Raw genomic sequence first — 23,034 nt, 5'->3', positions numbered from 1 at the left:
TTTGGAGTAGTCGCGATATCCGTTCGCGGCGCGATCGGCCTTCAACAGCCCGATGTCCTCATAATAGCGGATAGTCTTGGCCGGAAGACCTGACTGGCGGGCGGCAGTTCCAATGTTCATGGCAATGTCTCCAATGCTAACCCGGCCTTCATAAGGGTTCCTGCGACTGGAAGCGCAAGGGTCAATTGCGAAAGACGACCGCGCGGCACGGACCGCGCGGCCGGGTATTTTTAGTTGGCGTTTGCAACCAGCCAGGTCGTCATCTGCTCTATCTCGGCGACCTGTGCTTCGATGATCTCTTCGGCGAGGGCTCGCATCTGCGGATCGTCACCATGATCGAGCAGTACCTGGGCCATGTCGATGGCGCCCTGATGATGAGCGATCATCCCGCATGCGAAAGCCACATCGGCGTCTTCGTTCATCATGCCTTCGTGCATGGCGGGCATGGTGACCATCATCTTGGCCATGTTTTCCTGGACATGCTCGGGCATGGCCTCGAGGTCCATGTCCATTCCCATCATGTCCATCATCGCTGCGCCCATGTCGTCATCTTGATCGCCGTGCATGGTGCCGTGCCCCATGGACGAATGATCCATATCCCCCATCCCGGTAGTGGTCGTGCACTGGTCGGGCAGCTGGAAGTCGGCCCCCTGCGCGAGAGCGGGGACGGAAAGCGCAGCGGCTGCAAGGGCCGCCATAAAGACTATACTTGCGAAGTTCATCGAAATTCTCCTGTCAAAACTGGTTCATATTCAATCAGATCAGCAGGATGCGCGGAGGAGGAACGGCAACATCGGGCGAACCGCTGAGCGCGCCCGCCCCAATGGCGCTGATTACCTTGTCGCCTGGTTCCGAAAACAAGGAGCCATGGGGCTCGGTCGCCAAACCGGGATGGCACTGGGTCATCATGCAGCAATCGGCGCCGCAGGGTTTACAGGGGTGCTGGGCGCCCGCCATCTCGCCAGGGTCGGTATCGTGATATGCCGGATCGTGCGCCTCCTCGATCCCACTACCATGCATTTGGGCATGACGCTCGAAAGCGCCCGCGCCAGCCGGCAGCCAGACCAGGGAAACGGCCAGTGCGAGCAACGCGGCAATCATCAGCGGTAGTGTCCGGTCGGCAAGCTTCAACGAACGGCGCCTTTCGCATGCATCGGGATTGGAACTCGCGTTGAACCGAACAATTCCCCAAAATATGGCGGTTTCGAGAACGAGGGCACACCTGTCGGGATCAACTGATCTGACCGAGCTTGCCCGAAGAAAGGATCGACGATGAGCAAATACCTGCGCTTTGCTGCAATGATTGCAACGTCCACGGTGATCATGTTTGGGCTCATGTATCTCAACACTTATGCCCTCGAGCACGTCTATTGGAGCGAGACTCGGGCCTATATGGCGCTGGTCATGGGCGCGGCGATGGCCATCGTGATGATGGCCTTCATGTTGGGCATGTACGACCGTAAGGGGATCAATGCAGCGATCTTTGCTGTTGCCGCACTCATATTTGCGGGATCTCTGTATCTGGTGCGCTCGCAGGCTACGATCGATCAGGTCGACTGGTTGAAGGCCATGGTCCCACATCATTCCATTGCCATTCTGACGAGCGAGAGGGCGGAGTTGACCGACCCACGGGTTCGCGAACTTGCCGACGAAATCATCCAGGCCCAGCGCCGGGAGATCGATGAGATGGAAACCCTCATTGCCGAACTCGAACGGTGAGACTCCGGGCGCTGGCTATGCCGCACGCCGCGGTGGATAGCCCACATCGTCGAGTTCAGCCGCAATGGTGGCCTGTTCAGCGCTCGAGGTGACACGCACCACCTTGGCACCAAGATCGATATCGACTTTGGCTTCAGGATCGATCGTTTGGATCGCTTTGGTGACGCTCCTGGCGCAGCCGCCGCACGTCATGTTGTCGATCTGAAATTCCATGTGGCTCTCCTACGATTTGTTTTCTTGGACGATGGGGGTTCCAGCAGGAGGAAGGTCAAGGGAATTCGGCACGGGAGAAATTGTTGCCTGTCAGCATTGACCTTCCATCGACTGGAAGGCGCAGAGAAGGTTTCTCAGAGCTTGCCAACGGGAGCGACCAATGACCGCCCATACGAACCTCGAAACCGAAGATGGTCCGGCTGCGGGGCCAACCAAGATCACGCTTCCTGTGGTTGGAATGACCTGCGCGTCCTGCGTTGGTCGCGTTGAACGGGCTTTGGTGGGCGTGCGAGGCGTCTCTGGAGCCAACGTCAATCCTGCGACCGAGCGCGCCGAGATTACAATCGATGAGGCTGCAGACCGTGATGCTCTGGTCAAGGCAATCGAGGATGCAGGCTATGAGGTTCCTGGCCAGAAGCTGCAGCTCGCAGTCGAAGGGATGACCTGCGCTTCTTGTGTCGGTCGAGTGGAAAAGGCGTTGCTTTCGGTTCCCGGGGTGACCAGCGCTTCGGTGAACCTTGCGTCCGAACGAGCTTCTATCTGGGGAAGCGCATATCTCACTCAGGCCGCACTGATCGCTGCCATTGCTTCGACCGGTTATCAGGCGCACGCAATAAGCGCCGGCGCGGATGGGCAGGCGCAAGCCGCTCGCAAGCAGCTCGATCAGTCGGCGCTGGCCCGGGACGTATCCATTGCTGCGTTGCTCACCTTGCCGGTTTTCGTTCTGGAGATGGGCTCGCACCTTATCCCTGCGATCCACGATCTGGTAATGAACAGCATCGGGATGCAAGAGAGCTGGTATGTCCAGTTTGCTCTTACCACACTGGTGCTGTTCTGGCCCGGACTGCGCTTTTACAGGACCGGGTTGCCGGCACTCGCCAAGGGCGCGCCAGACATGAACTCGCTGGTGGCCGTGGGCACGCTCGCTGCCTGGTCGTATTCGGTGGTGGCAACCTTCACGCCGCAGGTTTTGCCCGCGGGGACCGTGAACGTCTACTTCGAGGCGGCCGCCGTGATCGTGACGCTGATCCTGATTGGCCGGCATCTGGAGGCCCGCGCCAAGGGGCGAACATCGGATGCGATCAAGCACCTTGTCGGCCTCCAGCCCAGGACAGCACGTGTTCAACGCGACGGCAAAAGTGTGGAGCTCTCGCTCGCCGAAATCGTCACTGGCGATCTGGTGGACGTCCGGCCCGGCGAACGCGTTGCGGTAGACGGCGAAGTCGTGGAGGGGTCCTCCTTTGTTGACCAATCCATGATCACAGGTGAGCCGGTGCCCGTCGAAAAGACAACGGGCGACACGATTGTCGGTGGTACGGTCAATCAGACTGGTGCCCTAACTTTCCGTGCGACCGCAGTAGGCGCCGACACCGCGCTTTCCCGGATCATCCGCATGGTCGAGGAAGCGCAGGGCTCCAAGCTCCCCATTCAGGCGCTGGTCGATAGGGTGACGCTGTGGTTCGTTCCCGCCGTCATGGGAATTGCCGCATTGACCTTTGTTGTCTGGGCGATCTTTGGTCCTGATCCGGCGATCACCTTTGCCCTTGTCAATGCCGTAGCCGTGCTCATCATCGCCTGTCCATGTGCCATGGGGCTGGCAACACCCACATCCATCATGGTTGGAACCGGTCGTGGCGCCGAGATGGGCGTTTTGTTCCGCAAGGGCGAGGCGCTCCAGTCCTTGATGGGCGCCCGCGTTGTCGCGTTCGACAAGACCGGTACGCTGACCGCGGGCCGACCCGTGCTGACAGACTTTGAAACCGTTGACGGGGTTGCCAGCAACGATGTGTTGGCTCTCCTTGCCGCAGTTGAATCCCGATCCGAACATCCCATCGCGCGGGCCATTGTCCAGGCAGCTCAAGAACAGCGTCTGGCGCTCCCAGATGTCACCGATTTCGAGGGCATTACCGGTTTCGGCATCCGCGCCCTGGCAGACGGGCGTCGCGTCGAGATCGGTGCTGACCGGTACATGGAACGTCTCGGGCTCGACGTCTCGCCATTCGCCACCACTGCAGCGCATTTGGCCCAAGACGGCAAGTCCCCGCTCTATGCCGCCATCGACGGCCGGCTCACGGCAATCATTGCTGTTGCCGATCCGATCAAACAAACGACACCGGATGCCATCAAGGCCCTTCATGATCTTGGTCTCAAGGTCGCGATGATCACCGGTGACAATCGCCACACAGCCGAGGCGATTGCCCGGCGTCTGAACATCGACCACGTAGTGTCCGAGGTGCTGCCTGATGGCAAGGTCGCTGCGGTAAGAGAGATGAAACTGGCGCACGGTCGGCTCGCCTTCGTCGGAGACGGGATCAACGACGCGCCCGCACTGGCCGAAGCCGATGTCGGCATCGCCATTGGAACAGGCACCGACATCGCCATCGAGGCCGCCGACGTGGTGCTGATGTCGGGCAGTCTCATGGGCGTCCCCACTGCGATCGCGCTCTCGAAGGCAACGATCGGCAATATCCGGCAAAACCTGTTCTGGGCCTTTGCGTACAATACCGCTCTCATTCCGGTCGCTGCCGGCGTGCTCTATCCCACATTTGGGCTGCTTTTGTCGCCGGTCTTGGCTGCAGGGGCGATGGCGATGTCGAGCGTCTTCGTGCTTGGCAACGCGTCGCGGCTGAGACGCTTCAGTGCTCCGGGCTTTGACCACGGACGTGGAAAGGGAGGCACATTTCAGCCGGGGACAAGGTCACCTTAAAGGTAGGTGCTTTCCGCGCCGCATATTTTCGATCTTGTCAGCTTTTTTTTCTGCGTCGTATTTGGCCTGCTTCCGCAGATCGGCGTCGTGGCGACAAGCCGTCATAGCTCTGCTTGCTCGCGCACACTTTACGGGCGATGATCAGTTATGACCGAGATACTTGACCATGATGCATACATAGCTGCTGCGCCGGAAGCCCTTCGGCCGCAACTTGCAGTCGTACGTGACCGGCTGAAGCGAGCTCTTCCTGATGTGCAAGAGGTGATGCAGTACGGAATGCCCGGATTCAAATCAGGGAGCTCGATGATCGCAGGCTATGGCGCGTTCAGCAAGCAGTGCGGTCTTTATGTCAGCAAAGGCGCGATCAGCGAGCATTCAGCCGATATCGCTGCGGCCGGACTCAAAGCATCGAAGACCGGTGTTACGTTCTCGCCAAAAAAACCAATCCCCGATAAACTCATTACAATGCTCGCCTTAGCGTCCCGCAAAGAACTGGCAGTCTGAAGGGCTGAGAACCGGATTCTTGAGTTCGGAGAGCGGACAGGCAATCACTGGATACTCCGGCCTCACAAGCGGACGGCTGCTCAACCGTCAGCGTGCACGTCACCAAATTCTTGGCATAACTCCGCGACTTTCATAGCCGCGCGTAAGCGGCCCTGTATTAGCGCAACGATGATTTAGCGGGTCAAAGCTGACGGTAATCCGATGTCGGCTGTTGGGAAGGTATCGGTGACCTTGGAACGACCGCAATGGCGGCGATTACGGAATATCCGCCTTCTCCTAACCTCGCCAAAGCTGGTCGGTCCGCAAGCTGCCCCATGCCGGTCCTCTTGCGGGGCTGGGAGCACAGCAGCTGGCCAATGGGGAACAGCAAGAGCTCGGTACAGCCTACTCGTTATGTAGGGTAAAGTGTGGGGCGCGGCGCATCGGGTGACAAAAGTCAACAAAATCAACGCGATGCGCGGGCCAATGGCGGAGAGGAAGGGATTCGAACCCTCGAGACGCTTCCGCGCCTACGCCCTTAGCAGGGGCGCGCCTTCGACCGCTCGGCCACCTCTCCGCCGCCGCTTAAATATCAACTTGCCCGCCAAAGCAAGCCCTTATCCCCCATTCGCTTGCCCTTGCGTGGCCGACCCGATTGGACTTATCTCGGCCCGCCCCGCAATCCCAGCCGCCCGGAGCCCCGCCATTCCCCGTCTAGCTCCCTTTCCCGCCATCGCCGCGATCGTCCTCGCCTTCCTTTGCCTGCACGCTGCCATGGCGGCAGTGGTGCCGCTGGTCGAGGACGAGGCCTATTACGCGCTGTGGGCCAGCCGCCCGTCCTGGGGATATTTCGATCATCCGCCGATGATCGCATGGTGGATCGCCGTCGGGGAATGGGTGTTCGGGCGCACGGAATTCGGTGTGCGCGTGCTCAGCGTTCTGGCTTTTGCGCTTTCAGGGGCGATGACAGCGCGAATCGCTCATCTGCTGGCCGGCCCGCGCGCCGCAGTCTGGGCCGCGCTTCTGGTCAACGGCACACTGATCTTTCTCGTGCTCGGCTTCGTGGCTACGCCCGATGCGCCCTCGGTGCTCTTCTGGACCATGGCGCTTTGGGCCTTCTGCGAGCTGCGGCGCAGTGACAACCGGCTCTGGTGGCTGGCAGTGGGCCTGGCCATCGGGCTGGGCGTGCTCTCGAAATTCACCAATCTGTTTCTCGCCGTCGGCTTCGTGGCCTGGGGGCTGGGCACCGCCGAGGGCCGGCGCGCCCTGCGTTACTGGCAGCTCTGGGCCGGGGTCCTCATCGCCACGGCCACGCTCGTGCCCCTCCTGGCGTGGAACGCGGCCAATGATTGGGTGGGATTCGAGCTGCAGTTCGGACGGGTGGGCGAAGGCGAACTCTCTCCCCTGCTGCTGGTCGAGTTCGCCTTGCTGCTGGTGGTCGTGGTGACCCCGCTCATCTTCTGGCTTGCAGCGACGGCAATAGCGCGGGGCGCGGCGGCAACGCTGCTCTGGCTGCACGCCCCGTTCCTGGCCTATCTGGTCTGGCACGGGCTTTCCAACCATGTGGCGCCCAACTGGCTGGCCCCGGCCTATCCCGCGCTGGCTGTGCTTGCGTCCATTGCCGCAGCGCGGGCCTCTGCGTGGCTGCCCCGGGCCGCGCTGGGGCTGGCGCTGGCCATCGGCGCGGTGCCGGTGGTCTATGTCCTATGGCACGACACGCCGGTCATCGGTGGCAATTCCCCGTTCAACCAGGTCCGGGGCTGGGACGACGCCATCGCGGAGATCAGGGCCAGCGAGGCCTACGCGGAAGCCGATTGGGTCGCGACCTCGTTTTACGATCTCGCCAGCCAGCTCTGGTGGTATCTGGGGGAGGAAAAGCCGGTCTATGCGATCCGGCAGCGCCAGCGCTATCTGTTCCGCGAGCCCTTCCCGGCCGAGCTGTGCTCGCGCCCTGCCGTGCTCATCCAGCACGAGGGCCTGATTTTCGTGGACACCGGGGACCCGGAGCGCCGGGAAACAATCACCCGGCGCTCTGGTGACACGCCGCTGATGGACATGCGCCTCGACACCGTTTCCGGCGCCGAAGCGTGTCCGTCATGGGCCGGCGATCAGGCCGACCAGGCCAATGAGCCTTCGTAATTCTAGAGCCCCTGTTCTGATTGAATCAGAACAGGGGCTCTAAGTCTTTGATTTATCACGCTTCCGAACCGAAAGAGTGTGTCCACCTTTCCTGGAAACGCCCTAGCGTGCCCGCTGGTTGAACAGCATCTTCTGGGCATCCTTGTCCTCGGCAAGGTTCACCCGCTCCTCGTCGAGCTTGAGCGCCAGGCCGCGCTCGACGGCCGGGCGCGCCTTCAGGCGCTCCTGCCAGGCTGCGATGTTGGGGAACTCGGCGAGATCGATGCCCTGGCGCTCCCAGCCCAGCGACCAGCTCAGCGTCGCAATGTCGGCAATCGAATACGCCCCGCAGATATAATCGCGGCCCTCGAGCTGCTTGTTGAGCACGCCGTAAAGCCGGTGCGTCTCGTTGCGGTAGCGATCGATGGCGTAGGGAAGCTTTTCGGGCGCGTAGATCGCGAAGTGATGGTTCTGGCCCAGCATTGGCCCGAATCCGCCCATCTGCCAGAACAGCCACTCGTCCACCTTCACCCGCTCGCGCGCGTCGGTGGGATAGAACTGGCCGAACTTCTCGGCGAGGTACTTCAGGATCGCACCGGATTCAAAGACCGAGATCGGCTCGCCGCCCGGCCCCTCGGGGTCAACGATCGCAGGGATCTTGTTGTTGGGCGAGATCGACAGGAAATGATCGGAGAACTGGTCGCCGCGCCCGATATGGATCGGGTGCATGGTGTAGGGAACGCCCAACTCCTCGAGCATGATCGAAATCTTGTGGCCATTCGGCGTGGGATAGTAATAGAGATCGATAGGTGCGGACTGGGTTGTCATGGGACACCACTCTTCCTGTTCGGTTGATAAATAAATGCGCCGTCTCCAATTCATCGTATTCTTACGATGAAAGCAACCCCTGTCCGCCGTTGGAAGCCGGCGGTGGCCGGGCCTCCAGAAGAAGCCCGGCCGTGCGCGGTTTACGCGTCGAGGATCATGTGCGGTTCCCCGTCGCTCGTGCGGGCGCGGGATCGACGATCGGGTCCGATCGTCGCGTTGGCCCGGTGCCTGAGCGCCGAAAAGCTCTCGAACGTCACCACGTCGACAGGCGCATCGAACGCGACGGTCACGCGCGTCGCGGTCGGGTCGGCGGTGGCCTCGAGCGCGATGACGGTGCCCGTAAACGGTTGCTTGAGATAGCGTCCGGTCACCCGCTGGCCCAGCGAAAGGGCAAGGCGCGCCGGTCGCGACAGCATTGCGCTGGCGGTGTTCCAGTCGCGATAGCCGTGGACCCTGGCGACGTGCTCGAGCGCCTGGGAATGGGTGATCGGCAGGCCGGCTTCGCCCAGCGCCATCTTGTGCGCGCGGGCCTGGGCCTTGAAGGCGGAAATCGATTGAGAGTTCATCGGTGTTCTCCACGCGACGGGTTCGTCCCGGGTTCCGCTTTGCCGGGCACCGTCGCAATGGGCGAACGATAGCCACACGGAGCGCGGGCCGCAGATTCGGCCCGTGGAAGACTTCACCATAGGATCTCGGGGACCCCGCGGAAGGCCGGCGCTTCAACCGTGCCCATTAGCTAGGAGCGCGCCCGACCAATGTCAACGGGCGAGATCTTCGGCCGGCACGTCCTGGCTCTCGATCGCCTCGGCCGCGCACTGGTTGGTGAACTCCACCATATAGTCTTCCTCGGCCTGGGTGCGCTGGTTTTCCAGCATCGCCCACAGATCCTCGGTCTCCACCCGGTCCAGCGCACACGCGCAATAGGCCGTGCAGTAATCCTGGTATCCGTTCGACGCATAGCAGCTCGCCTGGCAGCTCTGGGAGAACTCTGCGGACCGCACCTCGGGATTGACGGGCACCACCGTGGCCACCCCCATCAGCACGCCGATCATCACGGGCTGATGGAGAAGGTAGATGATGAGCGACCACCGCCCTGCCCGGCCCAGAAACCGCGCCGGCAGCGACCCGGAGGGAACAGCGCGCAGCCTCTCCATCCACCCCGCGCCCAGCGCCATCCGCGCAGCGGCCACCCCGGCCAGCACAACGCCGAACCAGGGGAAGACCGGCACCAGATCTTCGGATGGCGGCGGCACGTCCCACAGCCCGAAGATCGAAAACACCCGCGCCGAAAAGAACGGGTGGGAGACAAAAAGCGGCATCGCGATGATCACGAGCGCGGCCAGAGCCACGACCGCAATCGGAAGCCGCAGGAAAGCCAGCGCGAGAAGGCTGAACACCGCGATGGCGTGCAGGACTCCGAAATAGACGAAGGTTTCAGGCGCAAAGGCATAGGTGCCCGCCGTCACCAGCATCCCCGCGCCCAGCACCAGCCCGAAGCGCTTCCAGAACGCCGGCCAGCGGATGGCCTGCCCGTGCGCCAGCACCAGCGAGACGCCGGCAAGGAACAGGAACGTGCCCACCAGCAGCCGCTGGAAGGCGACCCAGCCCGGCTCGGCCGTCACGTCGAGGGCGATGAACTGGAAAAAGCGCAGATCCCAGGTGAAGTGATAAACGATCATCCCGATGATCGCGAGGCCGCGCATCATGTCGATGGCCGGTATGCGTCCCCCGCCCGTCGGAGCCACCGGGGCCGATCCGCCGGTGCCGACCGTATCCGGGGCCCCGTGCTCCCCGCTCATGGCAGGGACGCCTTGACCCACACTGCCGCGTCATGGAACGCGGCGCCCCCGAAGGGCGGCACCGCGTCCGAGCCGATCAGCATGTTGATGCCCCTGCCCTTGCGGTGCGCGCGGTTGGCATGCAGCCCTTCGGCCACCACCACCCCGGTCTGCAGGCCCGCGAACAGCTTGAGCGTCAGTTCCACGCTGCCCCGATGGTTGCCCACGGTCACCGCGTGGCCCTCGTCCATCTCAAGCCGTTGCGCATCGTCCGGGTGCATCAGCAGCGAGGGCTCCCCGGCGCGCCTTTGCGAGCCCGGGGTTTCGGTGAAGCTCGAATTGAGAAACGCCCGCGCCGGGGATGTCGTCAGCCGGAAGGGCACGTCGGGGCATGTGGGCTCGTTGCGGTCGATAAAGGCCACCATGGCTGGCATGATCGCGGGATCGCACACCCAGGTTCTGCCCGAAATCTGGCGGGTTTCTTCCCAATCGGGCTTGAACCGGAACCGCCCATCGGGCCAGGCGAACCCCTTTTCGTACCGGTCGCGATCCTCGGGCAGCGAGCGGTCGATGAACCCGCGCTCGGCGAACGCCTCCAGCGACCCGTAGCCCGAGCGCTCCATCGTGTGGGCCACCATCTCCACGTCCGTTTTTCCGCTCGCCGCTTGCGGAGCGTCGAGCCGGCGGGCCAACTCCTCGATCAGCCAGTGGTTCGAGCGCGCCTCGCCCGGTGCCTCCACGATCCCCGGGCCATAGAGCACGCGCGTGTGCCCGCCTCGCGTGTAGTAATCGGTGTGCTCGAGGAACATGGTCGCCGGCAGCACGATATCGGCCATCTGCGCGGTGTCGGTCATGAACTGCTCGTGGACCACCGTGAACAGGTCCTCGCGCGCAAAGCCGTCGCGCACCATTGCCTGGTCAGGCGCCACCACCACTGGGTTGGTGTTCTGGATGAACAGCGCCTTGACTGGCCCGCCGCCCTTGAGCGCTTCGGGGTCGCCCACCAGCACCGGCCCGATCCGCGACATGTCCAGCTCGCGCGTTTCCGTGCGCGCCAGATGCTTGCCCGCGATGTGGGATTTGTCGAGCTTCCAGGCACCGGAATGGGAATGGAACGCCCCGCCCCCGCGATGCCGCCAGGCCCCCAGCACGGCGGGAATGCAGAGCGCAGCGTGCATGTTGGTCGCGCCATTTCGCTGCCGGGAAAAGCCATAGCCCAGCCGGAAATAGGCGCGCGGACGCGCACCCAGCAGCCGCGCGAACTCTTCGATCTCGCCGACCATAAGTCCGGTGATCTCGGCGGCGCGCTCGGGCGTCATCTGCCCGATCCCGGCCTCAACCTCCGCATCGAAATCGGTCCGCTCGGCGAGGTAGTCCCGGTCGGCCAGCCCCTCGCGCAGCAGCACGTTCATCACCGCCAGCGCCAGGGCGCCATCCGTGCCCGGACGGATCAGCAGCGGCACATCGGCCTGCTCCATGGTCGCGGTGCGGTAGATGTCGACCACGACGAGTTTTGCGCCCCGCTCGCGACGGGCCCGCACCGCATGGGTCATCACATTGACCTGCGTGGCCACCGGATTGGTGCCCCAGATCACCACGCAATCGCTCTCGGCGATCTGCTCGGGATTGGTGCCCGTCATCATGCCCGTGCCGGCGAGATAGCCCGACCAGGAAATCATGGTGCAGATGGTGTCGTACTGGCCCGAATAGCCCTTGGCGTGGCGCAGGCGATTGATCCCGTCCCGGTGCACATGGCCCATGGTGCCGGCATAATAATAGGGCCAGATCGCCTCGGGCCCATGCTCGGCCTCGATGGCCAGCAGCCGGGTCGCGATCTCATCGAGCGCCTCGTCCCAGCTTATCCGCGTCCATTCGCCAGACCCCTTGGGGCCCGAGCGGCGCATCGGGTAGAGCAGCCGGTCGGGGTGGTGGACGCGCTCGGCATAGCGCGCGACCTTCTCGCAGATCACGCCGGCGGTATAGGGGTCGTCCTTGGCGCCGCGCACCCGCCCGATCCGGCCAGTGTCGAGCACTTCGACGTCCAGCGCGCAGGTCGAGGGGCAATCATGGGGACACACGGAGCGCGCGGTGCGGGCGACAAGGGGCTTGTTCATGGCGGCATGGCTTCCAATTGGCCGGCCCCTTGCGGGGGCCCAGCGACATCTGGGAACTTGAGCGCACATGCGAGTGTGATTCAAGTCGTTGACGCGGTGATTCTCTTTTTCCGAGCAAGTCGTTGAACGAGGAATCGAATTTGCTATTGCGCCGGCTTCTCGCGGCCTTCGAGCGGGCGCTCCTCGAGCAGCCAGCTCACCCCAAAGGCACAGGCCGCTGCGATCGCCGCCAGCCAGAACACCGGGTGCAGTGCTTCGGCATAGCCAACAGCGAGCGCCATGCGGTCGCCATCGGACAATTGCGCCACCGCCTCGGTGTCGAACGCGCCGCCACCGGCGGCCGCTTCCCCGACTTCGCTGACCAGCCGGTTGCCGAACACCGCGCCAAGGACAGCCACGCCCACCGATCCGCCGATCTGGCGGAACATGTTGGCGCTCGCCGTGCCCACGCCGAGAACTTCGCGAGGCACCGCGTTCTGGATCGCGGTCACCCCTACATTGATCGCCGGGCCGATACCCATCCCCAGTACCGCCAGATAGACGGCGGTGATTGTGAATGGCGTCGTGGCGGTGATCGTGGCGAGGCCCACGCAGCCCAGCGCCATCAGGAGCGCGCCGAAAATCGGCAGGATCTTGTACCGCCCGGTCCGCGACATCACGATCCCCGAGGCCATGGACATGCCGATGATGCCCAGCATCATCGGCAGCAGCCCGAGCCCGGCCCCGGTGGGAGAGAATCCCTTGACCACCTGCAGGTAGAACGGAATGAAGGTGATCGCGCCGAACATCACCGTCCCCACCGCAAGCCCTGCGATATTGCTCACGAGGAACGCGTTGTTACGGAAGAGGAACAGCGGCATCATCGGATTGGCGGCCCGCTTCTCGGCCTGCGCGAACCCTGCCAGCGCGGCGATCGCCAACCCCACAAGCGCCAGCGACCCGAATGAGAACCAGTCGAGGACCGTGCCGCCAAGGCTCGTGAACAGCACCAGCGCGCTCAGGCCAACCGCCAGCAACACCGCGCCCGCATAGTCGATCGACTGGCGCGTCTGGTTGCGCCGCGTCTCGAGCGCGTATGCGATGGCCCCGAAGGCGAGAAGTCCGACCGGCACGTTGACGGCGAACAGCCAGGGCCAGCTCAAATTCTCCACGATCAGCCCGCCCAGAAGCGGCCCGACCACGGTGGAAATCGCAAAGGCGATGCCCACGAAGGCCTGCGCCCTGCCCCGCTCGCGCGGCGGCAACACATCGGCCACGGTCGCCATCGCCGTCACGATCAGCCCGCCCCCGCCAAAACCCTGCACAAACCGCCCCAGCACCAGCACTGCCATGTTAGGCGCCATCGCCGAGACCACCGACCCCACGAGGAACACCCCGATCCCCGCCTGCAGCACGATCTTGCGCCCGAACGTGTCCCCCAGCTTGCCAAAAAGCGGCGAGCCCACCGTCGCGGCCAGCAAATAAGCCGTCATGGCCCAGGAAATGTGTTCGAGCCCGCCCAGATCCCCAACGATGATCGGCAGCGCCGGGGTGATGATGGTCTGGCCCAGCGCCGCCAGCAGCATCACCGCAATGGCGGAGGCAATGGCAAGGCGCGGGTTGTCGTGAGTCGGCTGGGCATGTTCGGACGTGGCCAAGGGGATCGTCTCCGGAAGAAGTCAGGTGCTGCTTTTACGCGGCAGGAAGGGATCGGACCATGCGGTTGTGCAGATGGGCGAGAAACGCCTCGAGCGCCGGATCGTCGCATCCGGGCCGGCGTTTTATGCCGATTTCCGCTCGCCCCAACGGGTAGCGGGCATCGAGATCATCGAGAACCCGCAGCCCGTCGGTGAGAAACCATTCAGGCGCCACGGTCACCCCAAGCCCGTCCCGCACCGTGCGTCCGAGCAGCGAGGCGTTCGAGGTCGTAAACGTCAACCGCCACTCGCGCCCGCCCCGCGCCAGCGCCGCCATGCCCATCTCCCGCCAGGAACACCCGTCCGACCAGACCGATAGCGGCAGCACCTTTTCCAGGTGCACGCAGCCGTTTTCCGGCCCGATCCAGTGCAGGCGGTCGGACCGGATGATCTCCATCGCCTCGCTGCCCGACTGGCAGGTGATGATCGCCGCGTCGATCTCCCCGGCATCGACCAGTGGCCGAAGCTGTGCCGATGACCCCGTCGCCACGCACACCTCCACCGCCGAATGGGTGCGGTTGAACACCGAAAGCGCGTCGGGGAGAAAGGCCTGCGCATATTCGTCGACCGCCCCCACCCGCACCCGTCCGCTGATCTCGGGCGGCCGGAACGCCTTGAGCGCCTCGTCGTTGAGCCGGACCATGGAGGCGGCGTATTCGAGCAGCTTGCGGCCCTCGGGCGTCAGGACGTTGCGCCGCCCTTCCTTCTCGAACAGCGCCACGCCCACGATCTCCTCGAGGCGCCGCATCTGCGCCGAGACGGTCGACTGGGTCTTGTTGACCCGCTCGCCGGCCGCGCCGTAGCTGCCGGTCTCCGATATCGCGATAAAGGTCCGCAGGAAGTCCGGATCGAGGGCGAACATCTGTGCTGCTTTCATTGATCGAATTGTTCGATCCAACTACCAAAAAACATTCGTTAGATCAATCTGTCGTCCTTTGGCATCGTCTCCCTCAACAGCCTACCACGGAGATAGACGATGACCCTCGAGCACGCCGATATCGAAACCCGCCGCCTTGTTGCCCGCGTCGCGACCCTGCGCGCCATGGGCCGGTCGATTGCTCATGCTGCGGCGCAGCTCCTTGCCTTACAGGCCTGGCGCGCCCGTGCCCGCCGCACCGCGCTGCGCCTTGCAGCGATGGAAGACTGGCAGCTCGAGGATATCGGTCTCACGCGCGCCGAGGTCGAGCAGCAACTGGCCCGGCACGGCATAGTGCGCGACCCGACCTCGCTTTTTGACTGCCGCTGAATGCCGAAAGGGCCGCCCCCCCACGGGAGACGGCCCTTCCTGGAAAAATGTCCTGCGGATGACCCGCGTCTGGTCTCGGGCTCCTGTTCTGATTGAATCAGAACAGGAGCTCCAAGTCATTGATGTGTCGCGTTTCCGAACCGGAAAAATGTTTCCACTTTTCCTGGAAACGCTCTAGCCGACGATTTCGTCGTCGGAAAAGAAGAACTTGATCTCTTCGGCAGCGGTTTCCGGAGCGTCCGAACCGTGCACCGAGTTCTCGCCGATCGAGAGGGCGAATTCCTTGCGGATCGTGCCCTCAGCGGCGTCGGCGGGGTTGGTGGCGCCCATCACTTCGCGGTTCTTGGCAACGGCGTCCTCGCCCTCGAGCACCTGCACGACCACGGGGCCGGACATCATGAACTCGACCAGCTCACCGAAGAAGGGACGCTCCTTGTGGACCGCATAGAAGCCCTCGGCCTGCGCGCGGGTCATGTGGATGCGCTTGGATGCGACGACGCGCAGCCCGGCGTCCTCGAACTTGGAAATGATCTTGCCGGTGATGTTGCGAGCGGTCGCGTCGGGCTTGATGATCGAAAACGTGCGCTGGATGGCCATATCGCGTGTCATTCCTGAAGTGTTGGATGTAGAAGGTGGCGCCTTTTAGCCGCGACGCGCGACAGACACAAGTCACCGCGCCTCAATCGGGCGCGCAATAGATCCCGTAAAGCGTCTCTAGCACCTGCTCGACCTCGCGAGAGGCCAGCGCATAGAGCACCTGCTGGCCCTGCCGGCGCGCGCTCACCAGCCCCAGCGCCCGCAGCCGCCCCAGATGCTGGGAGAGCGGGGATTGCGGCAGGTCGACCTTGCGCGACAACTCCCCCACGCTCAGCTCGTCGCCCAAAAGGCTGCACAGGATCAGCAGGCGCTTGGTGTTGGCCATCGCCGAGAGCAGCCGTGTGGCCTCTTCGGCCTTGTCTTCGAGCAGCGTGATTTCCATATTGACCATATTAGAACATTCTAATATACGAACGCAATAGACCCTCGGTATGTCAAAACCCTTTCCGGCGCAAGCACAGCCTTCCCCGGACCACCTCAGGAGGACTGTTCCCCGTGACCGCGTTCACTCCCCTCGCATCCCTGTTCGGCGGCGCCCTGATCGGGCTGTCGGCCGTTCTGCTCATGGCCTTTCACGGACGCATTGCCGGCATGACCGGCATCCTCACCGGCGTCATCCCCCCGCTGGCCCGTGATTGGAGCTGGCGCGCAGCATTCCTCGCCGGCGCCATCGTCGCGCCCGCCCTGCTCCTTGCCTCGGGCGGCATCGAAATCGGCTTTGAAAGCCCCGTCCCCGCGCCTTGGCTCGTCATCGGCGGGCTTATTGTCGGCGTCGGCGTTTATTTCGGTTCGGGCTGCACCTCGGGGCACGGGGTGTGCGGGCTGGCCCGCTTCTCCCCGCGCTCGCTGGTCGCCACGCTGGTCTTCATGGCCGCGACCTTCGCAACCGTTTTCGTGGTTCGCCACCTGCTTGGAGGCTTCTGATATGGCCCGCATCGCACTTGCAGCCCTGATCGGGCTGGTCTTTGGCACCGGCATCGCCATTTCGGGCATGATCAACCCGGCCAAGGTCCTCAACTTCTTCGACATCGCCGGCACCTGGGATCCGTCCCTCGCCTTTGTCATGGGCGGCGCGCTCGTCGTCACCATGATCGGCTACCGCTTCGTGCTCAGGCGCCCGGCACCGGTGTTCGACACCCGCTTCCACCTGCCCGGCTCGCGCGCCATCGATACGCGGCTGGTGGCGGGCTCGGCGGTCTTCGGCATCGGCTGGGGCATCACCGGTTTCTGCCCGGGCGGGGCCATCCCTGCGCTCGGGCTCATGGAAACCGACGCCTTCGTCTTCGTCGCCGCAATGGTGGGCGGCATCGTCCTGGCCCGCATCGCCCAGACCGCGCTGGTCCGCCCCGCCACCGCGGCCAACTGACGCCGTTTTCCCGAAAGGACACCCCATGGATATCCGCACCATAGACGACCGTTTCGCGACCACCGGCCAGATCCGGCCCGAGGATGTCTCTGCCCTCAAGGCGCAGGGTTACATTGGCATCGTCTGCGCCCGCCCCGATGGCGAGGAAGCCGGCCAGCCCGACTTCGCAGAGATCGCGGCGGCTGCGCAACGCGCAGGGCTCCCCGCCTTCCATATCCCCGTCTCGGGCCCGCTCACCGAAGGCCAGATCATCCGCTTTTCCGATGCCATGGCCGAGATCGGTGACGGCCCGGTCCTCGGCTATTGCCGCTCGGGCGCCCGCGCCGGGAGCCTCTACCAGACGCTGGACCGGTAACACTTATGTCCCTGCGTTCCCTCTTTCCCGTCCTCAAATGGGGACGGACCTATTCCCGCTCCCAGTTCGGCAGCGACCTCATGGCCGCGGTGATCGTCACCATCATGCTGGTGCCGCAATCGCTCGCCTATGCGCTCCTGGCCGGACTGCCGCCGGAAATGGGGCTCTATGCGTCCATCCTCCCGCTCGTCGCCTATGCGGTCTTTGGCACCTCCACCGCCCTTGCGGTCGGGCCGGTGGCGGTGGTGTCGTTGATGACGGCGGCTGCGGTGGGGCGCATCGCGGCGGAGGGAACCGCGGATTATGCCAGCGCCGCAATCGTGCTGGCCTTCATCTCGGGGCTGATGCTGACCGGCATGGGCCTTCTGCGCATGGGGTTCGTGGCCAATTTCCTTTCCCACCCCGTCATTTCGGGGTTCATCACGGCCTCTGGGCTCATCATCGCAACCAGCCAGATCGGCGGGCTTTTCGGCATCTCCACCCATGGCCATGCCATGCCCGAACTGTTGACCTCGGTGGTGGCCGGCATCGGGCAAACCAATCTGCCCACGCTGGCGGTCGGCCTGGTCTCACTTGCCCTGCTGTTCTGGATCCGCACCGGCCTCAAACCGGCCCTGATCAAGCTCCGCCTGCCCGCCAGGCTTGCCACCCTCGTGGTGCGCGCCGGCCCGGTCATGGTCGTGCTGCTCGCGATCGCCGCCGCCGGGGCCTTTAATCTGGGGGCTCGCGGGGTAGCGCTGGTCGGCGACGTGCCTCAGGGTCTGCCCCTGCTCTCGGTCCCCGGCCTCAGCATCGATCTGGTGACGGCGCTGTTCTTCCCCGCGCTCATCATCTCCATCGTGGGCTTCGTGGAATCGGTCTCGGTCGCCCAGACGCTGGCCGCAAAGCGCCGCGAGCGCATCGATCCCGATCAAGAGCTGGTGGGCCTGGGCGCCTCCAACCTCGCCGCCTCGTTTGGCGGCGGCTTTCCGGTCACCGGCGGGTTCGCGCGCTCGGTGGTCAATTTCGATGCCGGAGCCGCCACCCCGGCCGCGGGCGCCTTCACCGCCGTCGGGATCGCCGTCGCGACGCTTCTTTTGACGCCATATCTCTCGCTGCTGCCCAAAGCGACCCTCGCCGCCACCATCATCGTCGCCGTGCTGTCGATCATCGACCTTTCGATCTTCAAGCGGGCACTGGGCTATTCACGTCCCGATTTCGCCGCCGTCGCGGTCACGCTGGCCACCACGCTTGTCTTCGGGGTGGAAACGGGCATCTCCGCGGGCGTTCTGGTGTCGGTGCTCATCTTCCTCTACCGCTCTTCGCGCCCACACACGGCCATCGTCGGGCGTGTCCCGGGCACCGAGCATTTCCGCAACATCAAGCGGCACGCGGTGGAAACCCATCCCGAGATCGTCTCGGTGCGCATCGACGAGAGCCTTTATTTCGCCAATGCGCGCTTTCTCGAGGACTGCATATACGGGCTGGTCTCGGACGATCCCGGCATAAGGCACGTCATCCTCATGTGCCCGGCGGTCAACATCGTGGACCTTTCTGCGCTCGAAAGCCTCGAAGCCATCAACGAGCGGCTGTCGGGCCTCGGGGTCACCTTCCACCTCTCGGAGGTCAAGGGCCCGGTCATGGACAAGCTCAAGGGCACCCATTTCATCCATGAGCTGACCGGTCAGGTCTTTCTCTCCCAGCACCAGGCCATCTCAACGCTGGCCAGCGGCGCCCCCGTGATCAAGCGCCCGGCAGCCTCTGTCTAACCCACGGTTGCAAAGCCCGCCCTGACCGCATATCAGCTAGCATGCTTGCCGGAGGGCCCGTTTGGCCTGCCCGGGTACACAGAAATTGCCGAATCCGCACCCGGAGCCGATCTGCGTTTTGTCCGAACGCGGCCCGGCTCCTTGCCCGTTTATGTTCTACCAGACCCCGCGGCCCGACCATGCTGACGATCACCGACTTGCATTACAGGATTGAGGGACGTCCCCTTTTCGAGGGTGCGAGCGTCACCCTTCCGACCGGCGCCAAGACCGGGTTCGTGGGCCGCAACGGTTCGGGCAAGACCACGCTGTTCAACCTGATCCTTGGGACCATCGGGCCCGAACAGGGCACCGTGGACGTCAATCGCCGTGCGCGCATTGGCACCGTCGCGCAGGAAGCCCCGGCCAGCGACATGACCGTTCTCGAAATGGTTCTGGCCGCCGACACCGAGCGCAACGCGCTTCTGGACGAGGCCGAGACCGCCACCGATCCCCACCGTATCGCCGATATCCATACGCGGCTGGCCGATATCGACGCCCACACAGCCGAGGCGCGGGCCAGCACGGTTCTCAAGGGACTGGGCTTTGGCCCCGAGCGCCAGAATATCCCCTGCCGCGAGCTCTCGGGCGGCTGGCGGATGCGCGTCGCGCTGGCCGGCGTTCTGTTCTCCCAGCCCGACCTGCTGCTGCTCGACGAGCCCACCAACTACCTCGATCTCGAAGGCACGCTGTGGCTCGAGCGCTATCTGGCCAGCTATCCCTATACCGTCTTCATGATCAGCCACGACCGGGACCTGCTCAACAAGGCCGTGGATTCGATCATCCATCTCGATCGGGGCAAGCTCACCTATTACAAGGGCGCCTACGACACCTTCGAGGAAACCCGGCGTATGCAGATGGACCTGCAGAACAAGGCCCGGGAGAAGACGCTCGCCCAGATCGAGCACATGCAGAAATTCGTCGACAAGTTCCGCTACAAGGCCACCAAGGCCAAGCAGGCCCAGTCGCGACTCAAGAAAATTGAAAAGCTGCGCCCGCCCGAGGCGCTGTTCGATGAATATTCGGCTCCCTTCACCTTCCCCGAGCCGCGCAAATCCCCCGCCTCCCCCATGCTCGCTTTCGACGACGTGTCGGTGGGCTATGACGAAAAGCCGATCCTGAGCCGGATCTCCAACCGGATCGACCCCGAAGACCGCATCGCGCTCATCGGGGTCAATGGCAACGGCAAGTCGACCTTCGCCAAGCTGATCGCCGGCGAATTGCGCCCCATGGGCGGGCGCATGGAGCGCGCACGGACGCTGGAGGTCGCCTATTTCGCCCAGCACCAGCTCGATCTGCTCAAGCCTGAGCAGACGCCCTATGAGCACATCATCGATCTGATGCCCACCGATTCGGAGGCCCGCCGCCGCAGCCGCGTCGCCCAGATGGGCCTGTCGACCTCGCGCATGGACACCAAAGCGAGGAACCTTTCGGGTGGCGAAAGGGCGCGGCTGCTGATGGGGCTGGTCACTTTCTCGGGACCGGGCATGCTCATCCTCGACGAGCCCACCAACCACCTCGACATCGACAGCCGCGATGCTCTCATCCATGCGCTGAACGACTTCAAGGGCGCCGTGCTCATCATCAGCCACGATCGGCACATAATTGAGTCCACCTGCGACACCCTCTGGATCGCAGATCAAGGTACGATCAGCGTCTATCAGGACGATCTGGACACCTATCAGCGTCTGTTGACCGGACATCAGGGCAATGATCGGCAGGCCGGCCAGTCCGCCCAATCGGGCGGCGGGGACCGCAAGCGCGAGCGTCAGGAAGCCGCAGCACGGCGCGCGGAACTCGCCCCATTGCGCAAGGAAATCAAGATCCTCGAGCAGAAGATGGAGGCGACGCGCAAGGCTCTTGCGCGTGTGGAGTCCCAGCTTGCGGACCCGGAAATCTATACCGGCGACCCCGATGGGGCCATCCGGCTCGGAATCGAGAAATCGCGCCTGGAATCCGACATTGCATCGCTCGAGGATACCTGGCTCGAAAAGAGCGAATCCTACGAAGAAGCGAAGGCTTTATAATGGCTTGGCTCAGGCCTTGCGCGACCACCGCCCGTCGCCGTCCTGCTGCCAGTAGGTGAGCTCGCACTGGGGCTTGAGCACCTTCCAGGCCTCCCGCGCCTCGGTCACCGCATCGGGGTCGTGGCCGTTGAAAATAAACACCAATCTCTCGTAATCCCCCGGCTCCCGGGGCACGGCGCGATCCACGAAGAACCGGATCTGCGCCCCGTTGGGGTTGTCCGTCGCCTGGGTCAACAGCACCGGCTGGCGCGCATCGGTGTCCCGCCCCGTCGCCATGCCATGGGGCAGGAAACTGTCGTCGGAATAGGTCCAGAGCGCGCTGTCGAGCACCTCGAGCCGCTCGGCGCTGCCCACCTCGACCACCGCCCGCCAACCCCGCGCAAGGCTTTTTTCGAGCAATGCGGGCAGCACCGTTTCGAGCGGCTTGGTTTCGAGATGATAGAACAGCAGCTCGGTCAAAAGGCCCTATCCTTCGCGGTTTTCGCAGGTTTCACGCACGAATCTGTCGAGCAGCGCCACTCCAAATCCCGAGCTCCAGGAGGTATTGATCTCCGAGTTCGGCGCCCCAAATCCGGTCCCTGCAATATCGATATGCCCCCAGGGCACGCCATTGGTAAAATGCTGGAGGAATTGGGCTGCGGAGATCGACCCGGCGGGACGCCCGCCCGCGTTCTTGATGTCGGCAAAGCGGCTTTCGATGAGTTTTTCGTAAGCAGGACCCATGGGAAGCCGCCAGACCTTCTCGCCGCTGGCCATCCCCGCGGCCTGCAACTGGCCGGCGAGGGTATCGTCGTTGGAAAAAAGGCCCGCATGATCGTGCCCGAGCGCCACGAGCATCGCCCCGGTGAGGGTGGCAAGGTCGATCATGGCGCGCGGCTTGAACCGATCCTGCGTGTACCAGAGCGCATCGGCCAGAACCAGGCGGCCCTCGGCGTCGGTGTTTATTACCTCGATGGTCTTGCCCGACATGGCGGTCAGGATATCGCCGGGCCGGTAGGCCTTGCCGTCGGGCATGTTCTCGACCAGCCCGATCACGCCCACCGCATTGACCCGCGCCTTGCGCAGCGCCAGCGCCTTCATCAACCCGGTGACTGCAGCGGCCCCGCCCATGTCGCCTTTCATGTCCTGCATGGACGCGCCCGGCTTGATCGAAATCCCCCCGGTGTCGAAGACCACGCCCTTGCCCACGAAGGCGACCGGCGCATCGCCCTTGCGCGCGCCGTTCCACTGCATCACAACGAGGCGCGCTGGCCGCTCCGAACCCTTGGCGACGGCCAGCAGCGCGCCCATGCCGAGCTTGTCCATGTCTTCGGGCGTCAGAACCTCGATGGCAACGCCCAGATCGGCCAGCCCATTGGCCTGGGATGCGAACTCCACCGGCCCCAGGACGTTAGGCGGCTCGTTGACCAGCGTGCGCGCCAGCAGCGTCCCCTCCACCACCGCATCCCGGTCGGCGATCGCAGCGTCCACACCCTCGAGCCGGCCCGCCGATATCGTTACCTCGACGGTCTCGGGCCCGGCAGACCGGGCATCGCCGGATGCCGTGCGGTATTTGTCGAACCGGTAGTGGCGCAGGCGCATGCCGGCGGCCAGTTCGGCCACTCCGCGCGCGGACAGCTTCGGCTCGTCCAGCACAACGGTCACCGTTGCAGCCCGGGTGGCCTCGATCCGTGCCCAGAGCGATCCGCCCCGGTCGCACCATGCGGTGTCCGACAGCGCGTCCCCCTGCCCGCCGCGCCCCAGAACGAGAAGCCGATCGCTCTCAAGCCCCTGCGGAGCGATGATGTCGAGCGCGTTTCCGGGCCGTCCGCCGAAACCGGCCGAAGCCGCGATACGCTGGAAGTCCAGCCCGGTGCGGGCCCAGATCTCGCCCGCCCGTCCCTCGGGCGACTTATCCTCCGCTACGTAGATCACCGTAAGGGCTGACGTCCGGCGGGGCTGCTGGGCAAATGAAATGGCGAGTTCGCGGGGCATAAGGGGGCTGGTCCTCGGCTTCTGATGGCACAGGCGTCCCGGCTTTATA

Annotated in this window: 24 protein-coding genes and 1 tRNA gene; 10 read left to right on the top strand and 15 right to left on the bottom strand. The window is 64.1% G+C overall.

Translation table 11 applies throughout. From position 1 onward, the window contains the following. From EO136_RS18475 to EO136_RS18465, 3 genes are all read right to left on the bottom strand, one after another. On the bottom strand, positions 1-120 hold a 120-nt coding region (locus tag EO136_RS18475), incomplete at its 3' end, for a MerR family DNA-binding transcriptional regulator (protein WP_127142820.1). A gap of 110 nt (positions 121-230) precedes the next feature. Then, on the bottom strand, positions 231-722 hold the full coding sequence (gene copM, locus EO136_RS18470) for a CopM family metallochaperone (protein WP_127142819.1): 492 nt from the start codon (positions 720-722) through the stop codon (positions 231-233). Positions 723-756: 34 nt separating this feature from the next. Continuing rightward, the gene (locus tag EO136_RS18465) at positions 757-1,131 is read right to left on the bottom strand and encodes a hypothetical protein (protein ID WP_127142818.1); all 375 of its coding nucleotides are present in this window, start codon (positions 1,129-1,131) and stop codon (positions 757-759) included. Between the two features lie 141 nt (positions 1,132-1,272). Here EO136_RS18465 and EO136_RS18460 point away from each other — a divergent pair, with 141 nt between their 5' ends. Next, positions 1,273-1,719 carry a DUF305 domain-containing protein gene (locus tag EO136_RS18460; protein ID WP_127142817.1) on the top strand — a complete coding sequence of 149 codons (447 nt, stop codon included), beginning with the start codon at positions 1,273-1,275 and terminating at the stop codon, positions 1,717-1,719. Positions 1,720-1,734: 15 nt separating this feature from the next. Here the strand turns inward: EO136_RS18460 and EO136_RS18455 are convergent, their stop codons facing one another. Then, a complete protein-coding gene (locus EO136_RS18455) occupies positions 1,735-1,932 on the bottom strand; it encodes a heavy-metal-associated domain-containing protein (RefSeq protein ID WP_127142816.1) in 198 nt (65 codons plus the stop codon). A 160-nt stretch (positions 1,933-2,092) separates the two neighbouring features. On the opposite strand from EO136_RS18455, the gene EO136_RS18450 reads away from it, so the two are divergent. Both EO136_RS18450 and EO136_RS18445 read left to right on the top strand, forming a co-directional pair. Continuing rightward, a complete protein-coding gene (locus EO136_RS18450) occupies positions 2,093-4,639 on the top strand; it encodes a heavy metal translocating P-type ATPase (RefSeq protein ID WP_127145851.1) in 2,547 nt (848 codons plus the stop codon). Positions 4,640-4,786: 147 nt separating this feature from the next. Beyond that, positions 4,787-5,143: an iron chaperone gene (locus EO136_RS18445; RefSeq protein ID WP_127145850.1), complete on the top strand. Its 357-nt coding sequence runs from the start codon at positions 4,787-4,789 to the stop codon at positions 5,141-5,143. Between the two features lie 466 nt (positions 5,144-5,609). Here the strand turns inward: EO136_RS18445 and EO136_RS18440 are convergent. After that, a tRNA-Ser gene (locus tag EO136_RS18440) sits at positions 5,610-5,699 on the bottom strand. 197 nt (positions 5,700-5,896) lie between these two features. Between EO136_RS18440 and EO136_RS18435 the strand changes: the two genes are divergently transcribed. Continuing rightward, complete coding sequence (locus tag EO136_RS18435) at positions 5,897-7,261, top strand: ArnT family glycosyltransferase (protein ID WP_127145849.1); 1,365 nt, start codon at positions 5,897-5,899, stop codon at positions 7,259-7,261. 102 nt (positions 7,262-7,363) lie between these two features. On the opposite strand, the gene EO136_RS18430 is transcribed toward EO136_RS18435, so the two are convergent. The 6 genes from EO136_RS18430 to EO136_RS18405 all read right to left on the bottom strand — a co-directional run bounded on the left by EO136_RS18430 (position 7,364) and on the right by EO136_RS18405 (position 14,513). After that, positions 7,364-8,068 carry a glutathione S-transferase N-terminal domain-containing protein gene (locus tag EO136_RS18430; protein ID WP_127145848.1) on the bottom strand — a complete coding sequence of 235 codons (705 nt, stop codon included), beginning with the start codon at positions 8,066-8,068 and terminating at the stop codon, positions 7,364-7,366. 140 nt (positions 8,069-8,208) lie between these two features. Continuing rightward, positions 8,209-8,634 carry a glyoxalase superfamily protein gene (locus EO136_RS18425; protein WP_127145847.1) on the bottom strand — a complete coding sequence of 142 codons (426 nt, stop codon included), beginning with the start codon at positions 8,632-8,634 and terminating at the stop codon, positions 8,209-8,211. Between the two features lie 192 nt (positions 8,635-8,826). Continuing rightward, positions 8,827-9,867, bottom strand: a complete 1,041-nt coding sequence (locus EO136_RS18420) for an acetyltransferase domain-containing protein (RefSeq protein WP_127145846.1) — start codon at positions 9,865-9,867, stop codon at positions 8,827-8,829. Then, positions 9,864-11,960 (bottom strand): molybdopterin-containing oxidoreductase family protein, encoded by a 2,097-nt coding sequence (locus EO136_RS18415; protein WP_127145845.1) that lies wholly within the window; start codon positions 11,958-11,960, stop codon positions 9,864-9,866. The genes EO136_RS18420 and EO136_RS18415 overlap by 4 nt, the downstream gene beginning before the upstream one ends. Positions 11,961-12,103: 143 nt before the next feature. Then, positions 12,104-13,597: an MDR family MFS transporter gene (locus tag EO136_RS18410; protein ID WP_246018445.1), complete on the bottom strand. Its 1,494-nt coding sequence runs from the start codon at positions 13,595-13,597 to the stop codon at positions 12,104-12,106. Between the two features lie 34 nt (positions 13,598-13,631). Next, positions 13,632-14,513, bottom strand: coding sequence for a LysR substrate-binding domain-containing protein (locus tag EO136_RS18405; RefSeq protein WP_127145844.1), 882 nt, complete (start codon positions 14,511-14,513; stop codon positions 13,632-13,634). Positions 14,514-14,612: 99 nt separating this feature from the next. Between EO136_RS18405 and EO136_RS18400 the strand changes: the two genes are divergently transcribed. Then, positions 14,613-14,882, top strand: a complete 270-nt coding sequence (locus tag EO136_RS18400; protein ID WP_246018444.1) for a YjiS-like domain-containing protein — start codon at positions 14,613-14,615, stop codon at positions 14,880-14,882. Between the two features lie 174 nt (positions 14,883-15,056). Here EO136_RS18400 and ndk read toward each other — a convergent pair whose 3' ends face one another. Together ndk and EO136_RS18390 are read right to left on the bottom strand one after the other, a co-directional pair. Then, the gene (gene ndk, locus EO136_RS18395) at positions 15,057-15,479 is read right to left on the bottom strand and encodes a nucleoside-diphosphate kinase (RefSeq protein WP_127145877.1); all 423 of its coding nucleotides are present in this window, start codon (positions 15,477-15,479) and stop codon (positions 15,057-15,059) included. Between the two features lie 82 nt (positions 15,480-15,561). Continuing rightward, complete coding sequence (locus EO136_RS18390; RefSeq protein ID WP_127145843.1) at positions 15,562-15,870, bottom strand: ArsR/SmtB family transcription factor; 309 nt, start codon at positions 15,868-15,870, stop codon at positions 15,562-15,564. Between the two features lie 104 nt (positions 15,871-15,974). Here EO136_RS18390 and EO136_RS18385 point away from each other — a divergent pair, with 104 nt between their 5' ends. The 5 genes from EO136_RS18385 (at position 15,975) to EO136_RS18365 (ending at position 21,011) form a co-directional block, all read left to right on the top strand. Then, entirely contained in the window at positions 15,975-16,403 is a 429-nt protein-coding gene (locus tag EO136_RS18385) for a YeeE/YedE family protein (protein WP_127145842.1), read from the top strand. 1 nt (position 16,404) lies between these two features. Then, entirely contained in the window at positions 16,405-16,845 is a 441-nt protein-coding gene (locus EO136_RS18380; protein WP_127145841.1) for a DUF6691 family protein, read from the top strand. Positions 16,846-16,870: 25 nt separating this feature from the next. After that, on the top strand, positions 16,871-17,200 hold the full coding sequence (locus tag EO136_RS18375; protein ID WP_127145840.1) for a protein tyrosine phosphatase family protein: 330 nt from the start codon (positions 16,871-16,873) through the stop codon (positions 17,198-17,200). Positions 17,201-17,205: 5 nt separating this feature from the next. After that, entirely contained in the window at positions 17,206-18,948 is a 1,743-nt protein-coding gene (locus EO136_RS18370) for a SulP family inorganic anion transporter (protein ID WP_127145839.1), read from the top strand. Positions 18,949-19,127: 179 nt separating this feature from the next. Beyond that, positions 19,128-21,011: an ABC-F family ATP-binding cassette domain-containing protein gene (locus EO136_RS18365; RefSeq protein WP_127145838.1), complete on the top strand. Its 1,884-nt coding sequence runs from the start codon at positions 19,128-19,130 to the stop codon at positions 21,009-21,011. A gap of 9 nt (positions 21,012-21,020) precedes the next feature. Here the strand turns inward: EO136_RS18365 and EO136_RS18360 are convergent, their stop codons facing one another. Continuing rightward, positions 21,021-21,470: a DNA polymerase III subunit chi gene (locus EO136_RS18360; RefSeq protein ID WP_127145837.1), complete on the bottom strand. Its 450-nt coding sequence runs from the start codon at positions 21,468-21,470 to the stop codon at positions 21,021-21,023. Positions 21,471-21,476: 6 nt separating this feature from the next. Further along, positions 21,477-22,985, bottom strand: a complete 1,509-nt coding sequence (locus tag EO136_RS18355; RefSeq protein ID WP_127145836.1) for a leucyl aminopeptidase — start codon at positions 22,983-22,985, stop codon at positions 21,477-21,479. Positions 22,986-23,034 lie beyond the last annotated feature (49 nt).

Origin of the sequence: Pelagibacterium montanilacus (assembly GCF_003992665.1) — a bacterium.
Classification (GTDB): domain Bacteria; phylum Pseudomonadota; class Alphaproteobacteria; order Rhizobiales; family Devosiaceae; genus Pelagibacterium; species Pelagibacterium montanilacus.
This window is presented reverse-complemented; position numbering and strand designations above follow the sequence as displayed.